General features: G+C 39.8%; 25 protein-coding genes. 14 read left to right on the top strand and 11 right to left on the bottom strand.

The window, feature by feature from the left end:
• Nucleotides 1-38: 38 nt before the first annotated feature.
• Nucleotides 39-242, top strand: coding sequence for a DUF1328 domain-containing protein (locus QRD02_RS09605; protein WP_290254727.1), 204 nt, complete (start codon nt 39-41; stop codon nt 240-242).
• A 1-nt stretch (nt 243) separates the two neighbouring features.
• On the opposite strand, the gene QRD02_RS09610 is transcribed toward QRD02_RS09605, so the two are convergent.
• The gene (locus tag QRD02_RS09610; RefSeq protein ID WP_290254728.1) at nt 244-1,464 is read right to left on the bottom strand and encodes an MDR family MFS transporter; all 1,221 of its coding nucleotides are present in this window, start codon (nt 1,462-1,464) and stop codon (nt 244-246) included.
• Nucleotides 1,465-1,670: 206 nt separating this feature from the next.
• Nucleotides 1,671-2,384 (bottom strand): hypothetical protein, encoded by a 714-nt coding sequence (locus QRD02_RS09615; RefSeq protein ID WP_290254729.1) that lies wholly within the window; start codon nt 2,382-2,384, stop codon nt 1,671-1,673.
• 75 nt (nt 2,385-2,459) lie between these two features.
• Between QRD02_RS09615 and QRD02_RS09620 the strand changes: the two genes are divergently transcribed.
• Nucleotides 2,460-3,065 (top strand): DUF1684 domain-containing protein, encoded by a 606-nt coding sequence (locus QRD02_RS09620; RefSeq protein ID WP_290254730.1) that lies wholly within the window; start codon nt 2,460-2,462, stop codon nt 3,063-3,065.
• 2 nt (nt 3,066-3,067) lie between these two features.
• Here the strand turns inward: QRD02_RS09620 and crcB are convergent, their stop codons facing one another.
• Together crcB and QRD02_RS09630 are read right to left on the bottom strand one after the other, a co-directional pair.
• Complete coding sequence (crcB, locus tag QRD02_RS09625) at nt 3,068-3,433, bottom strand: fluoride efflux transporter CrcB (protein ID WP_290254731.1); 366 nt, start codon at nt 3,431-3,433, stop codon at nt 3,068-3,070.
• The gene (locus QRD02_RS09630; protein WP_290254732.1) at nt 3,433-4,488 is read right to left on the bottom strand and encodes an SRPBCC family protein; all 1,056 of its coding nucleotides are present in this window, start codon (nt 4,486-4,488) and stop codon (nt 3,433-3,435) included. Before QRD02_RS09630 ends, crcB begins: the two co-directional genes overlap by 1 nt.
• A 149-nt stretch (nt 4,489-4,637) precedes the next feature.
• Here QRD02_RS09630 and QRD02_RS09635 point away from each other — a divergent pair, with 149 nt between their 5' ends.
• Entirely contained in the window at nt 4,638-6,677 is a 2,040-nt protein-coding gene (locus QRD02_RS09635; protein ID WP_290254733.1) for a dipeptidyl-peptidase 3 family protein, read from the top strand.
• Nucleotides 6,678-6,756: 79 nt separating this feature from the next.
• Here the strand turns inward: QRD02_RS09635 and QRD02_RS09640 are convergent, their stop codons facing one another.
• Nucleotides 6,757-7,542 (bottom strand): hypothetical protein, encoded by a 786-nt coding sequence (locus QRD02_RS09640; RefSeq protein WP_290254734.1) that lies wholly within the window; start codon nt 7,540-7,542, stop codon nt 6,757-6,759.
• A 494-nt stretch (nt 7,543-8,036) separates the two neighbouring features.
• On the opposite strand from QRD02_RS09640, the gene QRD02_RS09650 reads away from it, so the two are divergent.
• A complete protein-coding gene (locus QRD02_RS09650; protein WP_290254736.1) occupies nt 8,037-8,423 on the top strand; it encodes a pyrophosphohydrolase domain-containing protein in 387 nt (128 codons plus the stop codon).
• A 105-nt stretch (nt 8,424-8,528) separates the two neighbouring features.
• Here QRD02_RS09650 and QRD02_RS09655 read toward each other — a convergent pair whose 3' ends face one another.
• Entirely contained in the window at nt 8,529-9,599 is a 1,071-nt protein-coding gene (locus tag QRD02_RS09655; protein WP_290254737.1) for a branched-chain amino acid aminotransferase, read from the bottom strand.
• 112 nt (nt 9,600-9,711) lie between these two features.
• Between QRD02_RS09655 and QRD02_RS09660 the strand changes: the two genes are divergently transcribed.
• The 3 genes from QRD02_RS09660 (at nt 9,712) to QRD02_RS09670 (ending at nt 11,888) form a co-directional block, all read left to right on the top strand.
• A complete protein-coding gene (locus QRD02_RS09660) occupies nt 9,712-10,224 on the top strand; it encodes a DUF4920 domain-containing protein (protein WP_290254738.1) in 513 nt (170 codons plus the stop codon).
• Nucleotides 10,225-10,227: 3 nt separating this feature from the next.
• Entirely contained in the window at nt 10,228-10,896 is a 669-nt protein-coding gene (gene mnmC2 / locus QRD02_RS09665) for a tRNA (5-methylaminomethyl-2-thiouridine)(34)-methyltransferase MnmC2 (RefSeq protein WP_290254739.1), read from the top strand.
• An 83-nt stretch (nt 10,897-10,979) separates the two neighbouring features.
• Nucleotides 10,980-11,888 carry a TIGR01777 family oxidoreductase gene (locus QRD02_RS09670; RefSeq protein ID WP_290254740.1) on the top strand — a complete coding sequence of 303 codons (909 nt, stop codon included), beginning with the start codon at nt 10,980-10,982 and terminating at the stop codon, nt 11,886-11,888.
• Between the two features lie 63 nt (nt 11,889-11,951).
• On the opposite strand, the gene QRD02_RS09675 is transcribed toward QRD02_RS09670, so the two are convergent.
• Nucleotides 11,952-12,605, bottom strand: coding sequence for a YceI family protein (locus QRD02_RS09675; protein ID WP_290254741.1), 654 nt, complete (start codon nt 12,603-12,605; stop codon nt 11,952-11,954).
• A gap of 154 nt (nt 12,606-12,759) precedes the next feature.
• On the opposite strand from QRD02_RS09675, the gene QRD02_RS09680 reads away from it, so the two are divergent.
• From QRD02_RS09680 to QRD02_RS09710, 7 genes are all read left to right on the top strand, one after another.
• Nucleotides 12,760-13,311 carry a nucleotide exchange factor GrpE gene (locus QRD02_RS09680; protein WP_290254742.1) on the top strand — a complete coding sequence of 184 codons (552 nt, stop codon included), beginning with the start codon at nt 12,760-12,762 and terminating at the stop codon, nt 13,309-13,311.
• Between the two features lie 3 nt (nt 13,312-13,314).
• The gene (gene dnaJ / locus QRD02_RS09685) at nt 13,315-14,430 is read left to right on the top strand and encodes a molecular chaperone DnaJ (RefSeq protein WP_290254743.1); all 1,116 of its coding nucleotides are present in this window, start codon (nt 13,315-13,317) and stop codon (nt 14,428-14,430) included.
• Nucleotides 14,431-14,712: 282 nt separating this feature from the next.
• Complete coding sequence (locus QRD02_RS09690; protein ID WP_290254744.1) at nt 14,713-15,639, top strand: ABC transporter ATP-binding protein; 927 nt, start codon at nt 14,713-14,715, stop codon at nt 15,637-15,639.
• Nucleotides 15,640-15,645: 6 nt separating this feature from the next.
• Complete coding sequence (locus QRD02_RS09695; protein WP_290254745.1) at nt 15,646-16,953, top strand: ABC transporter permease; 1,308 nt, start codon at nt 15,646-15,648, stop codon at nt 16,951-16,953.
• A 48-nt stretch (nt 16,954-17,001) separates the two neighbouring features.
• Nucleotides 17,002-18,165 (top strand): sigma-54-dependent transcriptional regulator, encoded by a 1,164-nt coding sequence (locus tag QRD02_RS09700; RefSeq protein ID WP_290254746.1) that lies wholly within the window; start codon nt 17,002-17,004, stop codon nt 18,163-18,165.
• Between the two features lie 6 nt (nt 18,166-18,171).
• The gene (locus QRD02_RS09705; RefSeq protein ID WP_290254747.1) at nt 18,172-19,050 is read left to right on the top strand and encodes a PPK2 family polyphosphate kinase; all 879 of its coding nucleotides are present in this window, start codon (nt 18,172-18,174) and stop codon (nt 19,048-19,050) included.
• A gap of 54 nt (nt 19,051-19,104) precedes the next feature.
• Nucleotides 19,105-20,496 carry a M20/M25/M40 family metallo-hydrolase gene (locus QRD02_RS09710; RefSeq protein WP_290254748.1) on the top strand — a complete coding sequence of 464 codons (1,392 nt, stop codon included), beginning with the start codon at nt 19,105-19,107 and terminating at the stop codon, nt 20,494-20,496.
• Nucleotides 20,497-20,529: 33 nt separating this feature from the next.
• Here the strand turns inward: QRD02_RS09710 and QRD02_RS09715 are convergent, their stop codons facing one another.
• The 4 genes from QRD02_RS09715 to QRD02_RS09730 form a co-directional block, all read right to left on the bottom strand.
• Nucleotides 20,530-21,336 (bottom strand): DUF1853 family protein, encoded by an 807-nt coding sequence (locus QRD02_RS09715; protein WP_290254749.1) that lies wholly within the window; start codon nt 21,334-21,336, stop codon nt 20,530-20,532.
• A gap of 27 nt (nt 21,337-21,363) precedes the next feature.
• Nucleotides 21,364-22,113 (bottom strand): AAA family ATPase, encoded by a 750-nt coding sequence (locus tag QRD02_RS09720; protein ID WP_290254750.1) that lies wholly within the window; start codon nt 22,111-22,113, stop codon nt 21,364-21,366.
• 115 nt (nt 22,114-22,228) lie between these two features.
• Nucleotides 22,229-22,687 (bottom strand): DUF1801 domain-containing protein, encoded by a 459-nt coding sequence (locus QRD02_RS09725; protein WP_290254751.1) that lies wholly within the window; start codon nt 22,685-22,687, stop codon nt 22,229-22,231.
• Nucleotides 22,688-22,875: 188 nt separating this feature from the next.
• Entirely contained in the window at nt 22,876-23,526 is a 651-nt protein-coding gene (locus tag QRD02_RS09730) for a head GIN domain-containing protein (RefSeq protein WP_290254752.1), read from the bottom strand.
• Between the last annotated feature and the right edge of the window lie 48 nt (nt 23,527-23,574).

The following is a 23,574-nucleotide window of genomic DNA, read 5'->3' on the forward strand; positions in this document are numbered from 1 at the left end:
GCCTATTTTTGGAGAAAATTTTTAAATAATATATCCAAATGAAAAAATATACTTTCCATTTTCTAATTGTCACGCTTCTCTCAGCATTATTAGGTTTTACCGGTTTGGAATTTCCCGGAGATACGGCCGTTAGGCTTCTGTGTCTCTTCGCAGGAATAGGTTTAATGATTTCTTGTTTGGATGCTATAATCATTAGTCGCAAACAAAGAAAAATCAAAAAGAAATCAGAATTTGAGGGGTGATTTAAATATTCTTAGTTTCAGATTTTTTCAAAAGATAATAAAGCCAAATGGTTAAGACCGCTACTAACAATAGGAAAAAGGACATAACCGTCCAAGTATGGAAATAACCGAAACTGTCCACTAAATTCATTCCCCCGTTGTGGCCAATCAAATGTGCAATACTGAAGCTCATACTATAAAAAGCCATATAACTACCTTTTCTTCCTTTGGGAGCCATTTCTAAAGCTAGCGCGTTCGAAAATGGAAATCCTATCATTTCGCCAAGTGTCATCAAAAGCATTCCGATTACTAATACGCCGGTCCAACTGGTAAAATTCAACACCAAAAAGCTAAGGCCCAAAAAGAAAATTCCCCAAAATGTGGCCATGGTTTTGGAAATTTTCTTGCGGTCGAGCCAGCCTATAAGTGGCATTTCAAAAATTACAATAGTTGCCCCATTTAGAAATAATAGCCATCCAATAATATCTTCCGAAAGAAAATGAGCTTTTTCATAATAAACCGGCAAAACCGAAAAATATTGAACGAAAGCCAAACTATTGGCTACCATTATAATGAAGAAAAGAATAAAAAGTTTATTCAAATAGGGTGGAATTCCTTCTTTAATGGCTATGGTTTTTTCACCCATTTCTTTTTGAGGCTTTGGTCTTAAGAGTATAAAAACGCCAATGGAGGCAAGGATACATGTTATGCCATCAATCCAAAACAGGGATGTATAATTAATGTGTGCAATAATCAATCCTCCAACTAACGGTCCAACCGAAAATCCGAGGTTTATAGCCAAACGGATTAGGGTTATGCTCCTTGTTGTGTTTCCCGGTTTACTATAAGTATCGGCGGCCACAAAAATTGCGGGTCTACCCGCATCGGCCATCATTGTTAATATAAAAATCCCGATGCAGAACCCATAAAATGAATTTATGAATTGAAGCAGGATAAAACCAATTCCCCCTAAAAACAAACTGCCGAGTATGACTTTATAAAAGCCAATGGTATCGGTAAGTTTTCCTCCAATAAAAGTTCCGAACAAGGAGCCCAAACCGAAACAGGACATAATCCAGCCCACTTGGGGCAGGGTGAATCCTTCAACATTAATTAAATACAGGGAAAGAAACGGAATTACCATTGCTCCGGCCCGATTGATAAAGGTAACTAGGGCCAATAGCCAGATTTCTCGGGACAGCCCGCGGAAATTTGCAAGATAGGAAGTATAGATTTTTCGCATTTTTGGTTGGCACCCTAAAAGTAAAACGTCCCGGTTACAGCCGGGACGTTTTTATATTGAATAAATTTATTGCTATATCAATACATACATCGCCGACATTTCTTCTTCGAAATGACTTGATAATTTGGGCAGGTGTATGTGTTGTTGCGCATTTTTTTCTTTTTGCAAAATCAAATGTAATGAAAAAATCTTTTCACCATAAAATTTTAATCCAAAACTCTTTTTAAGGTCATGCCAAAGCGGGCTGCGGCCTTATCGTACATATTTCCCATTCTGATAAGGCTGGGGCGAGGGTAATCATTATTGGCAATTAAAAATTCATCAAGCCAATTGGTGGCGGTAATTCCACTTGCTCCCAATGGAACAGTAGGGGTAAAGGAAAAATTTCCGATAACATCGAAGCCTTCAGCGCGATCAACTTCAATGGTTGATAGTACATTTTGCGGGTTAGATGTTTCATAAAATGAAACCTTTAAATTTGCCTTGGCCGGTTGTTTCGCGATTCCTGCATCATAGCCAAAATACATCCAATCAGTCTGCACTTTCATGGTATATTTCGTGGAAGCATCATTCACCACAAATTCTATGGGATGGTCATAATTTTTAATGCGGTTAGTTAGCGAGGTGGCAAATATTTTCGGATACACGGAATCCTTCGCATGAAAATATCGCTGTTCCCAATCCAACGCCTCTTCTGTATTTAGTTTAGTTTCTATTTTTTCTTTTATATAATCCAAAAATTCTTGTTCGGAAAGATTGTCTGCATTAAAACGAAGTCGTTCATAAGTAAAAATCACATTCACTGTTTTCTCTGCTGCCAAAAAGGCCATTTCTTTTTTGTCCAATCGAATATGTTGGGCACACAAGATGTGAGTGCCAAAAAAAAGCAGGACCAAAACTAGTATTGATTTAATTTTCATATATTTTTATTTCGGTCAAAAATAGAAATAATAATATAGTTGCAAATTGTTTTCTATTTTTACTGAAAACAGAGTATGAAGAATTTATTGCTTCTTTCCTTTTTAATCCTCGCTACCATGGTTGGTGCACAGAATACCGAGGATATTTCTGATAGTAGATTGGCTCAAATTGAATTAAACGCAGAATTCAGCAATCCGGAAACAACAATTTTGGAGCCGGAGGATTATAAGGAATTCACGGGGCTGGAATTTTATCCAATAAATAAGAAATTCATTGTGGAAGCCAAATTCATCCGCACTCCCAATGAAAAACCTTTTCTAATGCCAACAACTACCAGTCGTTTGCCGGAATATGTGAAATATGGCGAAGCACATTTTACCATTGACGAAAAGGATTTTGTGTTGAACCTTTTCAAAAGTGTGGAGCCTTATGATGAGCCCGGTTATGAAGACTATTTGTTCTTGCCATTTACGGATTTAACCAGCGGAGACGGTTCATACGGAGGCGGCAGATTTTTAGATCAACGCATTCCGGAAGGAAATACAATTGTTATTGATTTCAACAAGGCATATAATCCTTATTGCGCATACAGCCCTCGTTTTTCCTGTCCAATTCCTCCAAAGGAAAATGATTTAACCATTCGCATTGAGGCTGGGGTAAAGGCTTTCGGAAAGCATTAGGATTACTTAACCAGCCACAATCCAAGAAAGACCATTGCCAAGCCAACTGCAAAACTCGCAATGGTATAAAGGGCAAAAATTAGAAAATCACCATTTTTCAAAAAGAGATTACTTTCTAAGGCAAAAGTGGAAAAAGTAGTAAATCCGCCACAAAAACCCGTTGCCAATAATAAAACGGCGTTTGGGGAAAAGGTTATATTTTTTGCGGCAGCACCAAGGATCAATCCTACTAAAAAACACCCAATAATATTAGAAGCAAAAGTGCCAATTGGGAAGGAAGTTTCCGATGTATTTAACCAATTGGAAAGCAAATACCGAAGAACACTCCCAAATCCTCCCCCGATAAAAACCAATGCCAGTTGTTTCATTAATAGCCAGTTTCAACAGTCGCGGGTATAGTAATGATCGGTATATAAATTTCGGTTAGCCAATTGGCGGGGTTAGGCGTTTCTTCCGGGTCCGTTATATAAACCTCAAACATTTTCCCCGCGGAATCTATTTGAAGGTTATTTTTTTCAGCATATTGGTGCCCATTATTATAGGCTTCGGGTAGATGATCATAATTTCCTTTCAACGAAACCTTCACGGCCGATACGGGCTCCATAAAACCGCATACCACCGGGCTTCCGTCGGGAGTTATAACTTGTTCCTTCACGGGAATTCCTGTAGAGAAAATAACTGTGTTATTCGCATTATCTATTTCATTGTAAATTGTGAAGGGCTCTCCAGCCATATTCAAATTATTTTTTGCAATGAAACTCTTGACCACTTCCATCAATGATTTCATTTTTTCACCTATTTCACTTTGTTTGGCCACGGAAGTAGTGTACATATAAAAGCCGCCACCATATTGGGTTACGCCATCAACATTTATGGAATATTGTTTCATATCATTAGCCACTTCTAGCGCGATACTTTCCAAGCCAGCTTTGTTCATTTGGTGCATGGCAGCATCAAAATTGAATCCGCTAATGGAATAATAAGCCTTATCCATTAAGGTGTGTTCACCTTTCATTCCCCATGTTACCTTGGTTCCGCCTTCCACTTCTTCAAAAGTCCATACTACTTTTGGATGTCTTTCGCCACCCGGAGTGTTCAATGTCAAATCCTGTTCAATCGCTTTGTTTGGAATAACCTTGGTGGTTGTCATTGACCCACTCATTTCGCCTTCCCACGAATAGGAAGCGCCCTCACCTGAGGTTTTTTCGGCATAGGTAATGGTTATCGTGGAATCCTGCTTTTTCCATTGCCCCCAACTTTCCCAGGTTTTATAGTCATTCACTTTATTGAATACTACCTCTGGCGGAGCATTGATTACCATTGAATCCATAAGATTATAAGTTCCGTCCTTAGTTCCAAAATATATGGCGCTGCCAATAATAATCAATAGAATTAGAAAAAGTAAGTATTTAAGTATTTTCATCCGATAGCGAAGTGTTGATTGTAGTTGCTAAGATAATGAAATTTCAGTGATAGCGGGGAATGCCAATTATTCTGAACGGCAGCAGTTATATGGTTCGGTTTTCACCCGTAATATTTTAGTACATTTGCGGAAATTAAAAATTTTTTAAAATGAAAAACACCTTTTTTATTGCCATGGCTACGTGTGGAATATTGCTTTTTTCCTGCAAAGAAAAAGAGAAACCTAATAACCTGGCAAAAGTGGAGACCGAAACATCTACCGACTTTGATTATAATGTGGAGTCATTTGGCGACGTAAAAGTTTTACGTTACCAGATTCCGGGATGGGAAAAGTTGACTCTTAAGGAACAAAAACTAGCCTATTATCTTACTCAGGCAGGGTTGGCTGGAAGGGATATTATTTGGGACCAAAACTACCGTCATAATCTTACCATTAGAAAAGCTTTGGAGAATGTTTACACAAATTTCAATGGAGATAAAACTTCGGAAGATTGGAAAAATTTTGAAACCTATTTAAAAAGAGTTTGGTTTAGCAATGGTATTCACCACCATTATTCCAATGACAAATTAAAGCCAGATTTCTCACCCGAATATCTTAAATCACTTTTAGCTGAAACCAGTACAAATCTTGAAGGCGAAGCCTTTGAAGTGATTTTCAATGATAAGGATTCTAAAAAAGTTAATCAAGCCAAAGGTGTAGATAATGTTTTGGAAAGTGCCGTGAATTTCTATGGCCCAAATGTTACAAATAAAGATGTGGAAAGTTTCTATTCAAAAATGAAATCGCCCAATCCCAACAAGCCACTCTCTTTTGGCCTGAACTCAAAACTAGTAAAAGAAAATGGTCAGCTTAAGGAATTGGTATATAAATCTGGCGGATTATATGGCTCCGCAATTGACAAAATAGTTGAATGGCTTGAAAAAGCAAAAACCGTGGCGGAAAATAAGGCACAAGGTGATGCAATAGGTTTGTTGATACAATACTACAAAACAGGTGACCTTCAAACTTGGGATGACTACAATGTGGCTTGGACGCAAGCCACGGCAGGAAACATTGATTACATCAACAGTTTTATTGAAGTATATAACGATCCCTTGGGCTATCGGGGTTCCTATGAAACAATAGTGCAGATAAATGATTTTGATATGTCAGAAAAAATGGCGGTACTTTCAGAAAACGCCCAGTGGTTTGAGGACAATTCACCTTTAATGGATGAGCACAAAAAGAAAAACGTTGTGGGTGTAACCTACAAAGTAGTTAATGTTGCCGGTGAAGCGGGCGATGCTTCGCCAAGTACGCCCATTGGCGTAAATCTCCCCAACGCCAACTGGATCCGTGCTGCAGTGGGAAGCAAATCTGTTTCCTTGGGAAATATTATTGATGCTTATAACAATGCCGGAAGTACGGGTAGATTACAGGAATTTGTAAATGATTCCACCGAACTTGAATTGGAAGAAAAATACGGGCAGCTTGCCGATAAATTGCACACCGCACTTCACGAAGTTATTGGTCACGCCTCTGGCCAATTGAATCCAGGAGTGGGCGAAACCAAAGAAACCTTAAAAACCTATGCGTCCACTTTGGAAGAAGGCCGCGCGGATTTGGTAGGTCTCTATTACCTCTACAATCCGAAATTGCAAGAACTTGGTTTAGTTGACGATTGGAAAAAAGTTGGAATGGCAGCTTATGACGGTTACATTCGCAATGGGTTGATGACTCAGCTAATCCGTCTGAATTTGGGCGATGATGTTGAAGAAGCACACATGCGTAATAGACAATGGGTTTCCGCTTGGGTGTATGAAAAAGGCAAAGCAGATAATGTTATCGAAAAAATAAACCGCGACGGTAAAACCTATTATAACATCACCGACTATGACAAATTACACGATCTTTTCGGGCAATTGCTTCGCGAAACACAAAGAATAAAAAGTGAAGGCGACTATGCAGCCGTTGAAAAACTGGTTGAAGATTATGGCGTAAAGGTTGACCAAACCATCCATGCCGAAATATTGGAGCGCAACAAGCAATTTACATCCGCACCCTATAGCGGATTTGTTAATCCAGTAATAATTCCGAAAATGGATGATAATGGCGAGATTGAAAGCTTCAATATAGAGCAGCCAAAAACCTTCGCCGATCAAATGTTATTTTACTCAGATAACTATAGCAATCTGCCGGCAATCAACTAAAATTTAGCAATGCGTTAAAATGGAAAAGCTCCTCAAAATTTTTTGAGGAGCTTTTTTATTTCGAATGATTTTCAAAAATTTAAAGTGTCAACTGAAATCGCAAACAATTGTCCTCGGTAATATTCACTGTGCCGTTCCAAGTATAATCCTGGCAGCTGGCGGTATAATTGTAAGTGCCCACTGTTAGATAGTTAAAATTTCCGCCAAAACCATCTTGATCGCAATTAGGACTTACACCGTAATAACCGGTAATAGTGCTGGAACCAACTCCAGTTAGATTTACAGTAATGGGGCCACAACCATAATCTTGGTTGGTCCAAAATTTAACATCGCCTTTTCCACTTCCGCCGTTGCCGCCACCGTTGCCGCCAGAAGCATCGGTACAATCAACTCCGTAGCCACCAACAATCACGTCAATTGCGCCATTGGCATCAAGGTTTGCCTCAAGAATAAACTCCACTCCATTAATTGAAATGGTACAAGTGTTTGGCGAAATGCTCCCAAGATTGTGGGCATAAAGAGTTACATAGTTGAAACCATTGTAACCGAAATCATAATCAACACTAATCGGATTTGACGGGCCGTCAAGCGTTCTTTCGTCAATAATGGTATTGCCGTTGGCAATGATGGAAACTATATCTCCATCAACTGTTCCATGGTCCCAAACACTAATTGTGGTAATTCGGCTGGAAATTTCAATGCAACCCAGATAGTTGTTTTCCCTTCCCAATTGTGATGTTGGAATAATTGAAGTAGTGTTCACCACAATTTCTTGTTCAGGTTCAGAGTCGTCTTCTTCCTCACAACTAATCAGCAAGAGCGAAAAAATAAAAATAAATGGTACTAGATACTTGATTTTTTTCATTGGTAAAATTTGGTTTTAGTTAATTATTTTTCAGAATAAAGCGGCTAAAATAATTTTTTTTTTGATTTCTCATTGAATTTTTTCATTGCCGAAAGAAATTTATTTCAATAGAAATTTATTTCAATAGAAATCTTTCAATAGACACTTGATGCTTATCGAATTGTAGAACCGGAAATTTGAAAAAATAAAGAAAAATAGGGTTATCAATCCTTTGGTGGAATAGGGGAGTCGGTTATAAAAAAGAAAGAAGTAATTGCGTTTTAATGCTTAAAATAAGCTTTCATTGCCATCAAAAGGAGCACGAAAATAATAAACCCCATTAAAACCCAAATACTCCCTTTGTAATATTTTTTGTGAAGTTTTTTATCGCCTCTATAACTGTAGACCATAAGAATTACGAATGCAATAAAAACGATAACAGCGAAAACCAATTGACCGGTACTGAACATAAATGTGTAGCTTTACGCAACAAATTTACGCCTTAAGTTAACAATATGAAAAACAAAATTGCCGCAGTTTCCGAATTTCACAGAGCCTTTGGTCTAGGTATGAATGAAGCCCCAAAAGCCAATTTGGGAATCAAAAAAAACCTGTTGCGTTATGAGCTTATGCGCGAAGAAAATGAGGAATATCTTGAAGCTGCAAATAATGACGATATGGTTGAGGTTGCTGACGCGCTTGGCGATATGCTCTACATTCTTTGCGGAACTATCATTGAACACGGAATGCAATATAAAATAGAAGCTGTTTTTGATGAAATCCAACGTAGCAATATGAGCAAATTGGGAGCCGATGGAAAACCAATTTATCGTGAGGACGGAAAAGTTTTAAAGGGTCCAGACTACTTCAAACCTAAGATTAAGGAAATTCTCGCAAAATAATTTCCTATTTTCGGCAATCCTTTGATAGAGAATAAAAAAATTCCAAAATCCGAGGCAACTGTTTTCCGGATCTTGGAATTTTTGATAGTTATTTTATAACTGGCTTTACACTACCTCATATCTCCATCCAAAAGGATCTTCGCTGCGGTTATATTGTATGTCCATTAATTCTTTTTTAAACCGAGTAGCGAATCCGTCTTCCTGTTTTTCAAGTTCATAAATGGTTTCCTGATAGCTAAAGGCACTTACTGGACTAATGACGGCCGCCGTGCCGGCACCAAAAATTTCCTTTAAACTTCCATTTTTGGCTGCTTCCACAATTTCGGCAACCGAAACTGGCCTTTCTTCAACGGCAATATTGTCGTTTTTTGCGAGAGCAATTACACTTTTTCTGGTAACGCCGTCCAAAATCCGATCGCTTATTGGTGCCGTAAGCAAAGTGTCATTAACCCGAAAGAAAACGTTCATTGTACCGGCTTCTTCTAAATATTCATGTTTACTGGCGTCGGTCCAAATAACTTGCTGAAATCCTTTTTCACGTGCCAAATTGGTAGGGAAAAATTGTGCGCCATAATTTCCCGCAGCCTTTGCAGCCCCAACGCCACCGTTCGCTGAACGGCTGTAATGGTCCGCAATAACCACTTTCACATCGCCAGTGTAATATGCCTGTGCGGGCGACATTAAAATCATAAATTTATACTCCGAGGATGGAGATGCCGAAACCCCAACTTGCGTCGCAATCACAAATGGACGGATGTACAGTGAATTGCCTTGGCCCGGTTTAACCCATTCTTTATCCAATTTCACCAACGTAGTCAGGGCCTCAAAAAAAACGTCTCTCGGAAATTCCGGAATGGCGAGCCGTACGGAAGATTTATTGATTCTTAAATAATTTTGTTCCGGTCTAAAAAGCCATACTTTTCCGTTGTCATCCTTAAAAGCTTTCATACCTTCAAACACTGCTTGGCCATAGTGAAAAACCTTAGCCGCCGGCGAAATCGTTAAGGGACCATAAGGTTTTATTGTAGGGTTTTGCCATTCCCCATCTTTATAGTCACACTCAAACATGTGGTCCGTAAAAGCACTCCCGAAAGTAAGGTTATTAAAATCTACTTCTGCTATACGTGAAGACTCAACTTTTTGTATTTCTAGTTTTTGGTTGGTGGAAGAATTCATCAGAAGAAATGTTTATTTGGTAAAAATAGGTAAAATTTAGGCCATATTAAATTCAAAAAATCATTAAAATTGCAACGTCGTATCAATCAATTAATTATTAAATCCATTTAAGATGAAGAAAATCATATTTCTATTCGCCATTTCATTTGCAATAATCGGCTGTAAAAACGAAAAAACTGAAGAATTGCCGATGGAGGCTGAAGAAACCGCAATAAATTATCAGTCATTTGGTAATGAAATTACTGACGAAAATGTGCTTACAACAACAGAAATGATGGAGAAAAGCCAAAACCTCAAACCCGGAGATACCATAGATGTAAAATTTGCGGCAACCGTGAAGGATGTGTGTCAAAAAAAAGGATGTTGGATGAATATTGAAACAGGTGCGGAACCAGTTATGGTAAGGTTTAAGGATTATGCCTTTTTCATGCCAAAGGATATTGCCGGCCAAGAAATAATTGTAAACGGAAAGGCGTATGTGGAAGAAATGAGCGTGGATGACCAACGCCATTATGCCGAGGATGGCGGAAAAACTCCCGAAGAAATCGCCGCCATTACTGAGCCAAAATTGTCCTTGGCCTTTGAGGCCGACGGTGTACTTATTCCCGAAGTGCAGAACAACTAATTTTTGAAGAGAACTCTTTTAAGAACAGGCGATGGTTCGTACACCCTCCACATTCCAGAATGGAACGAGCAGTACCATTCCAAACACGGAGCCATAGCCGAAGCCAACCATGTTTTTATAAAATCCGGGCTTAGTCATTGGTTTGCAAACAATGAACCCAATGAAATTTCAATAATGGAAATAGGTTTCGGCACAGGTTTGAACGCATTGCTCACCTTATTGGAATCTGAAAGAGAAAATTTCATTATTGATTACACTGGCGTGGAAGCCTTCCCTTTAACGTGGGAAGAAATACAGCAACTCAATTATTCCTCAATGTTGAACATTTCGGATGAAAAATTCTTAGCCATCCACAAGATTCCGTGGGCAGAAAGGACTGCCATTTCTGAAAGATTCAAACTGATAAAAATGCAACAACTCTTTTCTGAAATAAATATTGAGAATGCCTACAATCTAATATATTTTGATGCTTTTGGAATTAGAGTGCAACCCGAACTTTGGACAGAAGAAATATTTCAGAAAATGTACAATTCCTTAAAAACTTCTGGAATCTTAGTTACCTATGCCGCAAGTGGCAACGCGCGTCGAGCCATGCAATCCGTAGGATTTAATGTAGAGCGACTACCCGGGCCGCCTGGGAAGAAAGAAATGCTCAGAGCCTCAAAATACTGACTTTTCCACGCCCTCAGCGACCAATTCACAATCTTCCGTTAACGTGCTTTGCTGTTTATAGTTGAATTTCTAAATTTAGAAATATGATTAAAAGAGTATTAATTACAGGGGCAACGGGACTTATTGGCAGTGAACTGGTGCGGCAGTGCCATCTTGATGGAATTGCGGTTAATTACTTGACAACCAGTAGGGAAAAAATAGAAAATACGACAAATTATAAGGGATTTTATTGGAATCCAATAAAAAATGAAATGGACGTTGAAGCCTTTAATGGGGTAACCGCTATTGTGAATTTAGTTGGCGCCCCTGTTTCAAAAAGATGGACCAATAACTATAAAAAGAAAATTTTGGATAGTCGTGTTCAATCGCTAAATCTTCTGCACGCCACACTTCAAAAAACAGATCATTCCATTGTTCATTTTATTACTGCGAGTGGCGTGAGCATTTATCCAAACTCCAAAACAAAATTATATACTGAAGAAGATAATGATGTGGATAATACTTTTTTGGCAAGAGTAGTATCCCAATGGGAGGCAACGGCAGCAAAATTCAAGAATCTGGGAATGGAAGTGAGCAAGGTTAGGACTGGCGTAGTTCTGGCTAGTGATGAGGGGGCGCTGCCCAAATTGGTCCAGCCAATTAAACTTGGCGTGGGTGCGCCTTTGGGTGATGGAGAGCAATGGTTGTCATGGATTCATATTCGCGATATTGCCGGCATCTATCTTTTTCTGCTAAAAAATCAGTTGGAAGGGAAGTACAACGCCGTGGCGCCCAACCCTGTACAAAATAAAAAAATGACACGGATGATTGCTGCAAAATTTGACAGTCCGCTATGGCTACCCAATATCCCTGCATTTGTACTGAAATTGATTCTGGGCGAAATGTCCGTAATGGTTTTGGAAGGACAATTGGTCAGCTCAAAAAAAATCGAACAATTGGGTTATAAGTTCAAATTCTATAATCTGGACAATGCCTTGGAAGATTTGCTATAAAAAAAGAGAGGGACGAAATTCGCCCCTCTTTTTTTCCAATTTTAAAATGCTAATACTTTTTAATTACGATTTTGTAGCCACTAGGGATACAGTAATTTTTACTTGGTCATTTATAAACTTGTCACCCAGGCTTGGAAAAACGGATTTTGAACCATAATTAACATCCCACTTTGTTCTGTCAATTTCAAAAGTTTCACTTTTTAGCATCAATTTTTCTCCTTCCATATTTACCGAGGCAGGAAATTCCACTGCGTGAGTTTTGTCACGAATGGTTAGATTTCCTTTAACCATGTTATTTTCAACACCCGTCATTTCAAATTTTGCAGTTGGAAATTCCTTTACGTTAAAGAAGTCGCCTTCCTTCCCTTCAGCGGTACCTTTCAAGTGGGCTTCCAAATTAGCTTTCTGATCACCTTCCAAATCAAGATCGGTTATGGTGTTCATATCAATTACAAAGTTCCCAGCCTCAATTTCGCCATTGTTCATATGTATAGTTCCCGAGGAAAGGCTAATTGTTCCATTGTGCTTTCCCGTTGGTTTTTCCCCTTCCCATGTAATTTGTGAAGCGGCTGTATCCACGGTGTATTCTGTAGCCATTTCAGTAGCTTCCGCCGCTTGTTCGGGCGTTACTTCTGCATCCTTTTCGGAATTTTTGCAGGAGAAAGCTCCAACTGTAACAAAAGCCATTACTGTAATTTTCAAAAATGTTGATTTCATAGGTATGAGTTTAGGTTTTTAAAGGAGCAAAATTATGATTTATGCCGAAGTATTATCTTAAAGTAATATTAAATAAATCCAGTGACATTTTGACATTTTATTACAAGTGGCAGTACTTTTGCTCCCTTTCCGAAAAATTGAAAGAACCCTAATTATGAATAAAGACGATAAAAACCCAACTGCCGAACGGGAAGACACCTCCGGAATTGAAGATATAGATTTGACCGAACAAAAACGTGCAGAGGAGAATGTTTCCCACGTACTTTCGGAATTGCAAAATGAATTTGAACGCGAAAAGGATAGATATTTACGTCTTTTTGCGGAATTTGAAAATTTCAAAAAAAGAACCGCCAGGGAACGTGTTGAAATGTTTAGAACCGCCGGGGAAGAGATTATGCTTTCACTTTTGCCTATTTTAGATGATTTTGAGCGCGCCCTGAAGGAAATTGATAAAATTGAAGATAATACCCATGTTAAAGGTGTGGAACTTATCAACAATAAACTCCGAGAAACCTTGCGATCAAAAGGATTGGAATTAATGGAGGTAAGCGCGGGTGATACCTTTAATGCTGATTCACACGAAGCAATCACGCAAATTCCGGCGCCAGAAGCCAAATTAAAAGGGAAAATTATAGATGTTGTTGAAAAGGGATATACTTTGGGCGACAAAGTTATTCGCTATCCAAAAGTTGTTATAGGTCAATAAGATATGAAGGAAGATTATTACGAAATTCTTGAGGTATCAAAAAGCGCCTCGACGGCCGAAATAAAAAAGGCCTACCGAAAAAAAGCTTTGCAATATCACCCAGATAAAAATCCGGGTGACCATGACGCGGAGGCTATGTTCAAGAAATCCGCTGAGGCCTATGAAGTTCTCAGCGACCCCAATAAACGCTCTCGTTATGATCAATTTGGTCATCGCGCCTTTGACGGAAGTGGCGGTTTTGGTGGCGGAGGAATGAATATGGAAGACATTTTCAGTCAATTCGGTGATATTTTCGGAGGAGCTTTCGGAGGTGGTTTTGGTGGTGGATTCGGAGGTGGAGCAGGCCGAAGAACCGTAAAAGGCAGTAATCTGCGTATCAGGGTTCAGCTCACCTTAGAGGAAATTGCCCAAGGGGTAGAGAAAAAAATTAAGGTTAAACGTAAAAAACTTGCGCAGGGCACCACCTATAAAACCTGTTCAACCTGTAATGGGCAGGGCCAGGTATCGCGTATCCAAAACACAATATTGGGTCGTATGCAAACCTCAACAACCTGTACGGCTTGTGGTGGTTTAGGGCAAATTGTTGACTCAAAACCCGCAAATGCCGATACCGAAGGAATGTTGGTGACGGAAGAAACCGTTTCAATAAAAATACCCGCAGGCGTTGTGGACGGTATGCAACTGAAGGTATCCGGAAAAGGTAATGATGCCCCAGGCAATGGAATTCCGGGGGATCTTTTGGTGGCCATCGAAGAAAAACCGCACGATACCCTGCAGCGTGAAGGCGACAATTTACATTATGATTTGTACATCAGTTTTTCCGAAGCTGCATTAGGAACTTCAAAAGAAATTGAAACCGTTACAGGTAAGGTGCGCATTAAAATTGATAATGGTGCACAAAGCGGTAAAATATTGAGGCTTCGAAATAAGGGAATCCCGAGCATTAACGGTTACGGAACGGGTGATTTGTTGGTTCATATAAATGTTTGGACTCCCAAAACCCTTTCAAAGGAACAACGGGAATTTTTCGAAAAGATGAGTGATGATGCCCATTTTCAGCCCAAGCCGGAAAAGGAGGATAAATCATTTTTTGAAAAAGTGAAAGATATGTTCTCTTAAACAAACGTTAAATTGAAAATTTTATTTATATTTGAATTGTCGCTTTGTAAAAGGGGCGACAATTTTTCTTTTTCATAGCAATTTTTTTTCCCACCCAAGAATTTACTTTTTGGGTGGGTTTTGTTTTTAGACCTATCATAGCCGGCTTTTGTGATAGGATGGTTTTTCAAAATGCCATTCAGTTTTTTATTCTTCATTTTGCAAAAGAAATCATAAATCTCACGCATTTTAAAGGATAGGGTTGGGCCAAATCAATATATTTACAGACTTCAAATAAATTTCATGGAAAAACTTTTAGTTGTCAATAATGTTTCCAAAAATTACGGCAGTTATAATGCGCTTAACAACGTTTCCATAACAGTGGAAAAAGGAAGCATCTTCGGATTGTTGGGCCCGAACGGAGCGGGAAAAACCACTCTCATTCGGATTATAAACCAAATTACAATGCCGGACTCCGGCACTGTCATTCTCGACGGCGAGCCGCTGCAGCCCCGCCACATTCAATATATCGGTTACCTTCCCGAAGAACGCGGTCTCTATAAAACTATGAAGGTTGGGGAGCAGGCACTCTATTTGGCGCAGTTGAAAGGGCTTTCAAAACAAGAGGCAAAGGAGCGCTTAAAATATTGGTTTGACCGCTTGCAAATTGGCGACTGGTGGGATAAAAAAATTCAAGAGCTTTCCAAAGGGATGGCACAAAAAATACAGTTTGTGGTAACTGTGCTGCACAAACCGAAGTTGCTGATCTTTGATGAACCCTTCAGCGGTTTCGATCCCATAAATGCCAATTTGATAAAGGACGAAATTTTGAAACTTCGCGATGACGGAGCGACCGTAATTTTTTCTACGCACCGAATGGAATCTGTCGAGGAAATGTGTGACCATATTGCGCTCATCCACAAATCAAATAAGATCCTTGACGGGAAATTGGTAGAAATAAAAAGGCAATATAGAAGCAATACATTTGAAATTGGACTTAAAACCACAAATCATGCAGCCATTTCGGATGTTTTACGGGATAAATTTGAAATTTTTCCGGCTACCTTCAAAAGCATTCATGACGAATTGCAATACAGAATAAAGGTGCCGGATTCCGTGGCAACCAATGACTTTGTCAGCTATTTAACATCATTGGGTCAGCTCACCCATTTCGTGGAAGTAATTCCCTCTGCAAGTGATATCTTTATTGAAACCATCAAAAAAAATTAATCAGCAATGAACCATCTTTCGCTCATCATTAAACGGGAATATCTAACCAAAGTTCGCAATAAGTCCTTCGTAATAATGACTTTTTTGAGCCCATTTATATTTGTTGGGATTTTTGCTCTGGTGGCCTACCTCTCAAGCCTGAATAGTGATACCATTCGGAGAATCTCAGTTTTGGACAACAGCGGATTGTTCATTGAGGAGTTTAATAGTTCCCCGCATAGCCAATATAAAATCTTGCAAAATATTACATTGGATGAAGCGAAAAAGCAAGCCGAAAAGGAAGACATCAACGGGTTGTTGTACATTCCGAAAACTGAGAGATTGGAAGACCTATCCAAAGGCATAACATTTTATTCCGAAGATTCGCCCTCACTTTCTATGATGGGCGACATCAATAATCTGTTGGAGTCAAAGGCGAATGCTTTAAAATTAAGGGAAGCCGGCATTGATGCTGAAACCATCAAAAATCTCCATATAAATATTGATGCGAACCAAGAAACCTTTCAAGGGAAGGAAACCTCCAAACTTGGTTCCGGCTTGAAATTGGCCTTTGGTGGCGCCGCGGGCTATTTGCTTTTTATGTTCATCATTATTTATGGCAACATGATAATGCGCAGTGTGATAGAGGAAAAAACGAGCCGGATTATAGAGGTAATTATTTCGTCCGTGAAACCTCGATTGTTGCTGCTCGGAAAAATTTTCGGAACCACTTTGGCGGGCATTACACAATTTTTAATTTGGGTGGTTTTGATTGTTGTTTTGATGACGGTTGTAACTTCCGTTTTTGGAATAGATCCCGCCGCGGGCTCGCCTTCCCAACAAATTATGGAAAATAAGGTGGAGGGAGGCGCACAGCAGGTCTTGCAGGACATCATGGTTGAAATCAACAATTTGCCGATTCTCAATTTAATATTAATGTTCATCCTTTTCTTTGTGGGAGGATATTTACTGTACGCATCATTATATGCCGCCGTTGGCGCCGCGGTTGATAGCGAAACAGACACCCAACAGTTTATGATGCCCATTTTGATGCCCCTAATCCTAGCGGTTTATGTGGGCTTTTTTACGGTAATTGACAATCCCCACGGCACGGTTTCACAGGTGTTCTCATACATCCCGTTTACCTCTCCCGTTGTTATGCTTATGCGCATTCCATTCGGTGTGCCGCTGTGGCAACAGCTCATTTCGGTAGTACTTCTCTTCGCCACTTTTATAGGAATGGTTTGGTTCGCCGCTAAAATTTATCGCGTGGGAATTTTGATGTACGGAAAAAAACCAACCTATAAAGAGATTTTTAAATGGTTAAAGTATTAAAAAACCTTAGCCTTAAACTGCCTTATTTTAGGCAATAATAAAATGTCCATGTACAGAATACTTATAATTGAAGACGAAGCAGCAATAAGGAGAGTGTTGGTTAAAATTCTTTCTGAGGAAAACCAGGGGTACGAAGTTTTCGAGGCGGAAGATGGCCTTGTTGGGCTGGAAATGATCACTAAAGAAGATTTTGATTTGGTGCTCTGCGATATCAAAATGCCGAAAATGGACGGAGTTGAGGTGCTCGAGGCGGCAAAAAAAATAAAACCGGAAATCCCAATAGTAATGATTTCTGGTCACGGCGATTTGGAAACAGCCGTGAATACTATGAAAATGGGCGCGTTTGATTACATCTCCAAACCCCCAGACTTGAATAGATTGCTGAACACTGTGCGTATTGCCTTGGACAGAAAGGAATTGGTAGTTGAGAATACCCGACTAAAAAAGAAAGTTTCCAAAAACTACGAAATGGTCGGCGCGTCCCACGAAATTGAACATATAAAAGAAATGATCGAAAAAGTGGCACCCACAGAAGCCCGCGTCCTCATTACCGGCCCAAACGGAACGGGAAAGGAATTGGTGGCTCACTGGCTCCATCAAAAAAGCGAGCGCAGCAGTGGCCCCATGATTGAAGTAAATTGTGCCGCAATACCCAGTGAATTGATAGAGAGCGAACTTTTCGGGCACGTAAAAGGGGCTTTTACTTCAGCAATAAAGGAGCGCGCTGGTAAATTTGAGGCCGCCAATAGTGGCACCATTTTTTTGGATGAAGTTGGTGATATGAGCCTCCCGGCCCAAGCCAAGGTGCTTCGCGCTTTGCAGGAAAACAAGGTGCAAAGGGTGGGTAGCGATAAAGATATTAAGGTTGATGTGCGCGTAATCACCGCTACCAACAAAGATTTGAAAAAGGAAATAGAGGCGGGCCGTTTTAGGGAAGATCTCTACCACAGGCTGGCAGTAATCCTTATAAAAGTCCCGGCCTTGAATGACAGACGGAACGATATACCATTACTGGTAGATTATTTTTCGGATAAAATTTCCATAGAGCACGGCACCGCCAAAAAGAAGTTTACCTCCAAAGCAATAAAACTTTTGCAGGAATATGATTGGACGGGTAATGTCCGTGAACTTAGAAACGTGGTGGAAAGACTCATAATTCTCGGCGGAAACGAAATAAGTGAGGAAGATGTGAAACTTTTCGCAAGTAAATAATCGCGCATGAAAAAGGTTAAGATTGACGATTTTAAGGTTACGCAGCCCATAAAACTTGACGGCACTAAAAATGATTGGGATTTAAACGCTACAGAAGACGAACTGAAAGACCGTCTTAAAACAACTCGACAAAAATTGGGGAAACTTCAAGATACCTTATACGCCCACGGAAAGTATGCAGTTTTGGTCTGCCTTCAGGGTATGGATACTGCCGGAAAAGACAGCCTCATACGTGAAGTCTTTAAAAGTTTTAACGCCCGTGGTGTGGTGGTTCACAGCTTCAAAACGCCCACTGCACTTGAAAAAAAACACGATTTTCTTTGGCGCCATTATATTGCCCTGCCCGAACGGGGAAAGTTTGGAATTTTTAACCGCACCCATTATGAAAATGTTTTAGTCACAAGAGTACATCCTCAATATATTCTTGGAGAAAATTTACCGGACGTCAACACTTTGGATGATATCAACACAAATTTTTGGGACAAACGATTTCAGCAAATCAATGATTTCGAAAAAACGCTTCAAGAAAATGGAACCATTATTTTTAAATTCTTTTTGAATATTAGTAAAGAAGAACAGAAACAACGCCAACTCCGCCGCTTAGACAAGCCTAACAAAAACTGGAAATTCTCTCCCGGTGATTTGGATGAGCGTGCCCTTTGGGAGGATTATAGAAAATATTATGAAGATGCCATTAATCGCACCTCCAAACCAAAAGCTCCGTGGTACGTGATTCCGTCAAACGATAAGGATATCGCCCGTGTTATAGTTGCAGAAATACTGCTGCAGGAACTTCAAAAATATAACGATATCAAAGAACCCGAATTGGACGATGCAATCAAGGCAAAAATTTCGGAATACCGGGAACGGCTAAAAAATGATTAATCGTACAAATATTTACCTTTGCGTAATCACGCTTTAACTATCAAAATTTTTATAATGAAATTTCCTTCAATCCCCGTTTTACTTTTTGTTTTTAGTACGGCCGCCTCAGGTTTTTCACAAAATGCTGTGCAGGATTCCGTAATGATGAAAAAATTATACACTGCTGCCCTAACTGAGGGGAAGGCTTATGAATGGCTGGACTATCTTTCCAATGAAATTGGCGGGCGACTTTCCGGTTCCATTGAAGCAGAAAATGCCATAAAATATACCGAAACCGAATTAAAGGAATTGGGACTGGACAAGGTTTGGCTGCAGCCTGTAATGGTTCCCAAATGGACGCGCGGATTTAAAGAATATGCATATATTGAATCGCCAACCGGTGAAAAAAGCGTGACTGATATATGCGCGCTCGGTGGTTCCGTGCCAACTCCCAATTTGGGAATAAAGGCCGAATTGGTAGAAGTAAAGGGCATTGATGAATTGGCCACTCTCGGCAAGGAAAAAATTGCCGGAAAAATAGTTTTCTACAACAGACCCATGCAGGCAGATTTAATTCAAACATTTGAAGCATACGGTGGCTGTGTTGACCAGCGCTATTCAGGGGCCGCGGAAGCCGCAAAATTTGGCGCAGTTGGGGTAATTGTTCGGTCTATGACGCTAAGTCAGGATGATTATCCGCATACGGGTGCTATGAGTTATGGAAACATCCCCGTGAACCAACGCATTCCCGCTGCCGCCATAAGCACAAACGGCGCCGATTATTTAAGCAGTTTGTTAAAGTTGCAACCCAATCTCTTATTTTATTTTAAACAAAATTGCAAAACCTTTGACGACGTACAATCCTATAACGTAATTGGAGAAATAACAGGCAGTACTAAACCCAATGAATATATGGTTGTCGGTGGACATTTGGACAGTTGGGATCTTGGTGATGGCGCTCATGATGACGGTGCCGGCTGTGTGCAAAGTATGGAAGTGCTGCGCCTGTTTAAAAAGGTGGGCTATAAACCAAAGCACACCATTCGTGTGGTGCTTTTTATGAATGAGGAAAATGGCCTTCGCGGTGGAAATAAATATGCAGAGGAAGCAAAACGCAAAAACGAAAAGCACCGGTTTGCCCTTGAAAGTGACGCGGGCGGTTTTACGCCTCGCGGATTTTCATTGGATTGTGATGAATCGAATTTTCGCAAGGTAAAATCTTGGGAGCCATTGTTCAAACCGTATTTAATTCATTATTTCGAAAAAGGATATAGCGGTGCAGACATTGGGCCACTAAAGGGAAATATAGATGTATTGGCCGGTTTTTTGCCGGATAGCCAGCGATATTTTGACCTCCACCACGCAGCCAATGATACTTTTGATGCCGTAAACAAACGCGAACTCGAACTAGGAGCGGCCACTATGGCCAGTTTAGTTTATTTATTCGACACTTATGGCACTAACTAAGCCATCATTTTTCTGAGACAGAATTTTATTCTTTCACCACCAGACTACAAAAAACCGCTCTATTTCATGAGGCGTTTTTTGATAAATTAAGGGTGACTTGTTCATTTTCAATTGAGCCTCAAGCATACTTTTTATTTCTGAATAACCATACCAATCGGTAATTTCCTCGATGGGCAAGAGCCATTCTTTTTTACTCGGCATGGCGTAACGGGCATTTTTCACGACGGTAAAATCTTGTCGTTTAATGTAATAGCCCACAATACAATCTTGAATATATTTGGGAAGAAAATCGGGTTTTATTTTCTTCGGAAGAAATAGAAATGCTTTCAAACATAATTTCTGTACGGTGGGTTTTTCTATATTTAACTGTTGCAATTTTTTGATCGTTTCCGCCTCGTGGAGCAGTGGAAATTGCTTCGTTTTGATCTTTTCCAATTTATAAAAAAGACTGTCCTTCCGGTTGGGACCGATCCAATGTTCTGCTTCGGAAGCATTTTCAATTTCATCATATAGATAAAATTTACAAGCCAATTCAATGTGTACAATTCTTTTTGCGGCGAGATCCTTTACAATATAATCCAGTTCGCCCAACGTCTTTTTTCCGTCATTAATTTGCAGGTTGGCAGCCAATAGTTCAAAATTTTCCGATTGCTTTAGGTATGCTTCAAAGCACGCTTCTGCCTGCATTCCCATTACGGAATTGCTCGGAAATGTGAAATTGCTTGCATTCACTTGTTCATTGGAAAACTCAAATGTTTCAAAAGGATATAGTTCCGAATTAATCCTTAAATCAGGAGCGTTTACGACGGTTTTTAAAATCTTACTTTCTAATGAATCCACTGACTTTAACAATTTCGTTGGGGCTGATCACGTAATCGATCCATCAGTATTTTCGAAAACATTACTACTATTTTTCACCTCTTCGCTGGCAATTATGTTATTCTTCACAGCCCTCAAAGTTATGTCCTTCGCTTCCGCATAGGAAATATTATATGTCCGCTCGACGCTTCTAAATTCCTCGGGAAATGGATTTAAAAGCGAATCATAATAGGTGTCCAATTGTTTTGGGGTGGGCAACTCAAATTTCAATTTTAGCTGAAACCTGCGCAACAGTGCGGTATCAATAACTTGGGAGTGGTTGGTAGCTGCAATCAAAAACGCATGGCTGGGCAGCTCATCAATCAATTGGATAACTGTATTCACCAATCGCTTCATTTCAGCGGAATCCTTGGCATCGTGATCGCGAAATTTGCCAATGGAATCAAATTCATCCAACAATAAAACTGCGTTTTCCCGGGCAGCTTTTGAAAATACCTCGGTGATATTCCGAGCTGTTTCGCCTAATCTAGAGGACACAATGTTTCCTAAGTTTAGGATGATTATCTTTTTGTTCAATGCTTTTGCAATGGCCTTTGCGGTGGTGGTTTTTCCACATCCCGTATGGCCGAAGAGAAAAATTTTGTTGGCTACCGGAAGGTTATAATGGCTAAGAATGGCCAGGTGTTTATATTCCTTCAACAGCTGGTTTAGCGAGTTTTGGTTCTCTTCGCTTACATGTATTTGGTCCAGCCCAATAGTGGATTCGTATGAATTAATTATAAAATCTGATACAGCCATTTGCGTCCTAATTTGTATATGCAAAAATAGGAAGCTTTTTAAAATGAACTGGTTGTTTTTGGGAATAAGAAATAGGCTTCGGTTTCTAAAAAAGTCGCCTTTAAATTAGTATTTACTACTGTTTTTTAAGAACACGCTCATAAATTTCAATCCATTGGGCAACTGAAATTTTTGTGGTGAGCTGGCCCACTAACTCAAAAGGAATATTATCCACATTTTTGAAACGAATGCAGCTTTTGCCCATATCCAGCTTTCCTTTGGCGTGTTTGGGATATTCTGCCTTAAACCATTCCAACAGTTCGGGGTCCGCATAAATTCCCGAATGGTATAAACTTATATTATTTTTTTGGGAGGCAATACTCACGAAAGGCAGCGCATCGGAGGGTTTGCAATGGTAGCCATCGGGATAGATGTTGTGCGGCACCACATAACTCAACATTCCATATTGCATGGTTTCCTCAAAACCTTTTGGCAGATTTAGTAATATGGTTTCGCGCAATTTTTGCATTGCTTCCTTTCTGTCGTGTGGCAATTCCGCAATGTATTGATTTGGCGTTGTGGCTGCTGATTGCATTTTTTTCGTGTTGAAAGTTGAGGTTTCAAAGATATTATTTTTTTGAATTGAAGCACCTATAGTGAATATTTCGAACATAAAATGTTTCAAAAAATGGCCGATACTAAACTTTCCGAAAAATAGAAATGGACGGTGAATGGATTCAACCACCGCCCAGTTATTATTTAGAAGAATTCCAATTTTGTTTCTTAATTGGCATTAATCAAACTGCCGGAACCGTGGATATCCACTTGTACCGTAGGGTTTCCTTTGTAATAAACATTGCTGCTGCCTTCTATTTCCACAGTCAGGTTTTCGGAGCAGTGCACTTCAATATCTCCCGTGCCCATAGTTTCCACATCGGCATTTTTAACCATAAAGGCAAAGCCGTGGAAACTGCCCGTACCTTCATTATAAATGGACAAGCTTTCTGCGCTGCCTGCGATTTTTATATCGCCAGTGCCGGAATTTTCTACGTTAAAATGGCCATTCCCTACCATTTCCTGAACGGCTATGTTTCCAGTACCTGAATTCTTGAGGCCGTTAAGATGTGGTACGGTAATTCGTGCCTTCAGGGTAACGCGATTGTAGCCGTCATTTTTTAAAAAAAGCCTTAGCTCATTGTCTATAACTTTCGTTTCCACGCGCCCTATTACGTTGTCGTCTGCAGTAATTTCAAGGGATTGAACTGGGCCTTGTGTTATGGTTACTTCAAAAACGCCTTCACTTTTCACCTTTGAGAAGTTTTCAACGCTTCGGGTTTCGGTAACCATTCTGCCGGAACCTACTACCATGTCGTCGTCATTGCAGGAAATTAAAATATAGAAAAGGCAAACCGGTAAATAAATTAGATTTTTCATAATGTGTTTGATTAAATTTTTGATTGAATCCAGCAAAAGTATGGCGCG

The organism is Aequorivita aurantiaca, assembly GCF_030410135.1.
Classification (GTDB): domain Bacteria; phylum Bacteroidota; class Bacteroidia; order Flavobacteriales; family Flavobacteriaceae; genus Aequorivita; species Aequorivita aurantiaca.

Excerpts from the sequence above, each read along its gene's own strand:
- QRD02_RS09690 (WP_290254744.1), top strand. The coding sequence starts at position 14,713 with ATGGAAAAACTTTTAGTTGTCAATAATGTTTCCAAAAATTACGGCAGT.
- QRD02_RS09700 (WP_290254746.1), top strand. The coding sequence starts at position 17,002 with ATGTACAGAATACTTATAATTGAAGACGAAGCAGCAATAAGGAGAGTG.
- dnaJ (WP_290254743.1), top strand. The coding sequence starts at position 13,315 with ATGAAGGAAGATTATTACGAAATTCTTGAGGTATCAAAAAGCGCCTCG.
- QRD02_RS09695 (WP_290254745.1), top strand. The coding sequence starts at position 15,646 with ATGAACCATCTTTCGCTCATCATTAAACGGGAATATCTAACCAAAGTT.
- QRD02_RS09675 (WP_290254741.1), bottom strand. The coding sequence starts at position 12,605 with ATGAAATCAACATTTTTGAAAATTACAGTAATGGCTTTTGTTACAGTT.
- QRD02_RS09670 (WP_290254740.1), top strand. The coding sequence starts at position 10,980 with ATGATTAAAAGAGTATTAATTACAGGGGCAACGGGACTTATTGGCAGT.
- QRD02_RS09660 (WP_290254738.1), top strand. The coding sequence starts at position 9,712 with ATGAAGAAAATCATATTTCTATTCGCCATTTCATTTGCAATAATCGGC.
- QRD02_RS09655 (WP_290254737.1), bottom strand. The coding sequence starts at position 9,599 with ATGAATTCTTCCACCAACCAAAAACTAGAAATACAAAAAGTTGAGTCT.
- QRD02_RS09635 (WP_290254733.1), top strand. The coding sequence starts at position 4,638 with ATGAAAAACACCTTTTTTATTGCCATGGCTACGTGTGGAATATTGCTT.
- QRD02_RS09630 (WP_290254732.1), bottom strand. The coding sequence starts at position 4,488 with ATGAAAATACTTAAATACTTACTTTTTCTAATTCTATTGATTATTATT.
- QRD02_RS09615 (WP_290254729.1), bottom strand. The coding sequence starts at position 2,384 with ATGAAAATTAAATCAATACTAGTTTTGGTCCTGCTTTTTTTTGGCACT.
- crcB (WP_290254731.1), bottom strand. The coding sequence starts at position 3,433 with ATGAAACAACTGGCATTGGTTTTTATCGGGGGAGGATTTGGGAGTGTT.
- QRD02_RS09720 (WP_290254750.1), bottom strand. The coding sequence starts at position 22,113 with ATGGCTGTATCAGATTTTATAATTAATTCATACGAATCCACTATTGGG.
- QRD02_RS09680 (WP_290254742.1), top strand. The coding sequence starts at position 12,760 with ATGAATAAAGACGATAAAAACCCAACTGCCGAACGGGAAGACACCTCC.
- QRD02_RS09705 (WP_290254747.1), top strand. The coding sequence starts at position 18,172 with ATGAAAAAGGTTAAGATTGACGATTTTAAGGTTACGCAGCCCATAAAA.
- QRD02_RS09610 (WP_290254728.1), bottom strand. The coding sequence starts at position 1,464 with ATGCGAAAAATCTATACTTCCTATCTTGCAAATTTCCGCGGGCTGTCC.
- QRD02_RS09650 (WP_290254736.1), top strand. The coding sequence starts at position 8,037 with ATGAAAAACAAAATTGCCGCAGTTTCCGAATTTCACAGAGCCTTTGGT.
- QRD02_RS09710 (WP_290254748.1), top strand. The coding sequence starts at position 19,105 with ATGAAATTTCCTTCAATCCCCGTTTTACTTTTTGTTTTTAGTACGGCC.
- QRD02_RS09640 (WP_290254734.1), bottom strand. The coding sequence starts at position 7,542 with ATGAAAAAAATCAAGTATCTAGTACCATTTATTTTTATTTTTTCGCTC.
- QRD02_RS09725 (WP_290254751.1), bottom strand. The coding sequence starts at position 22,687 with ATGCAATCAGCAGCCACAACGCCAAATCAATACATTGCGGAATTGCCA.
- QRD02_RS09620 (WP_290254730.1), top strand. The coding sequence starts at position 2,460 with ATGAAGAATTTATTGCTTCTTTCCTTTTTAATCCTCGCTACCATGGTT.
- QRD02_RS09730 (WP_290254752.1), bottom strand. The coding sequence starts at position 23,526 with ATGAAAAATCTAATTTATTTACCGGTTTGCCTTTTCTATATTTTAATT.
- QRD02_RS09605 (WP_290254727.1), top strand. The coding sequence starts at position 39 with ATGAAAAAATATACTTTCCATTTTCTAATTGTCACGCTTCTCTCAGCA.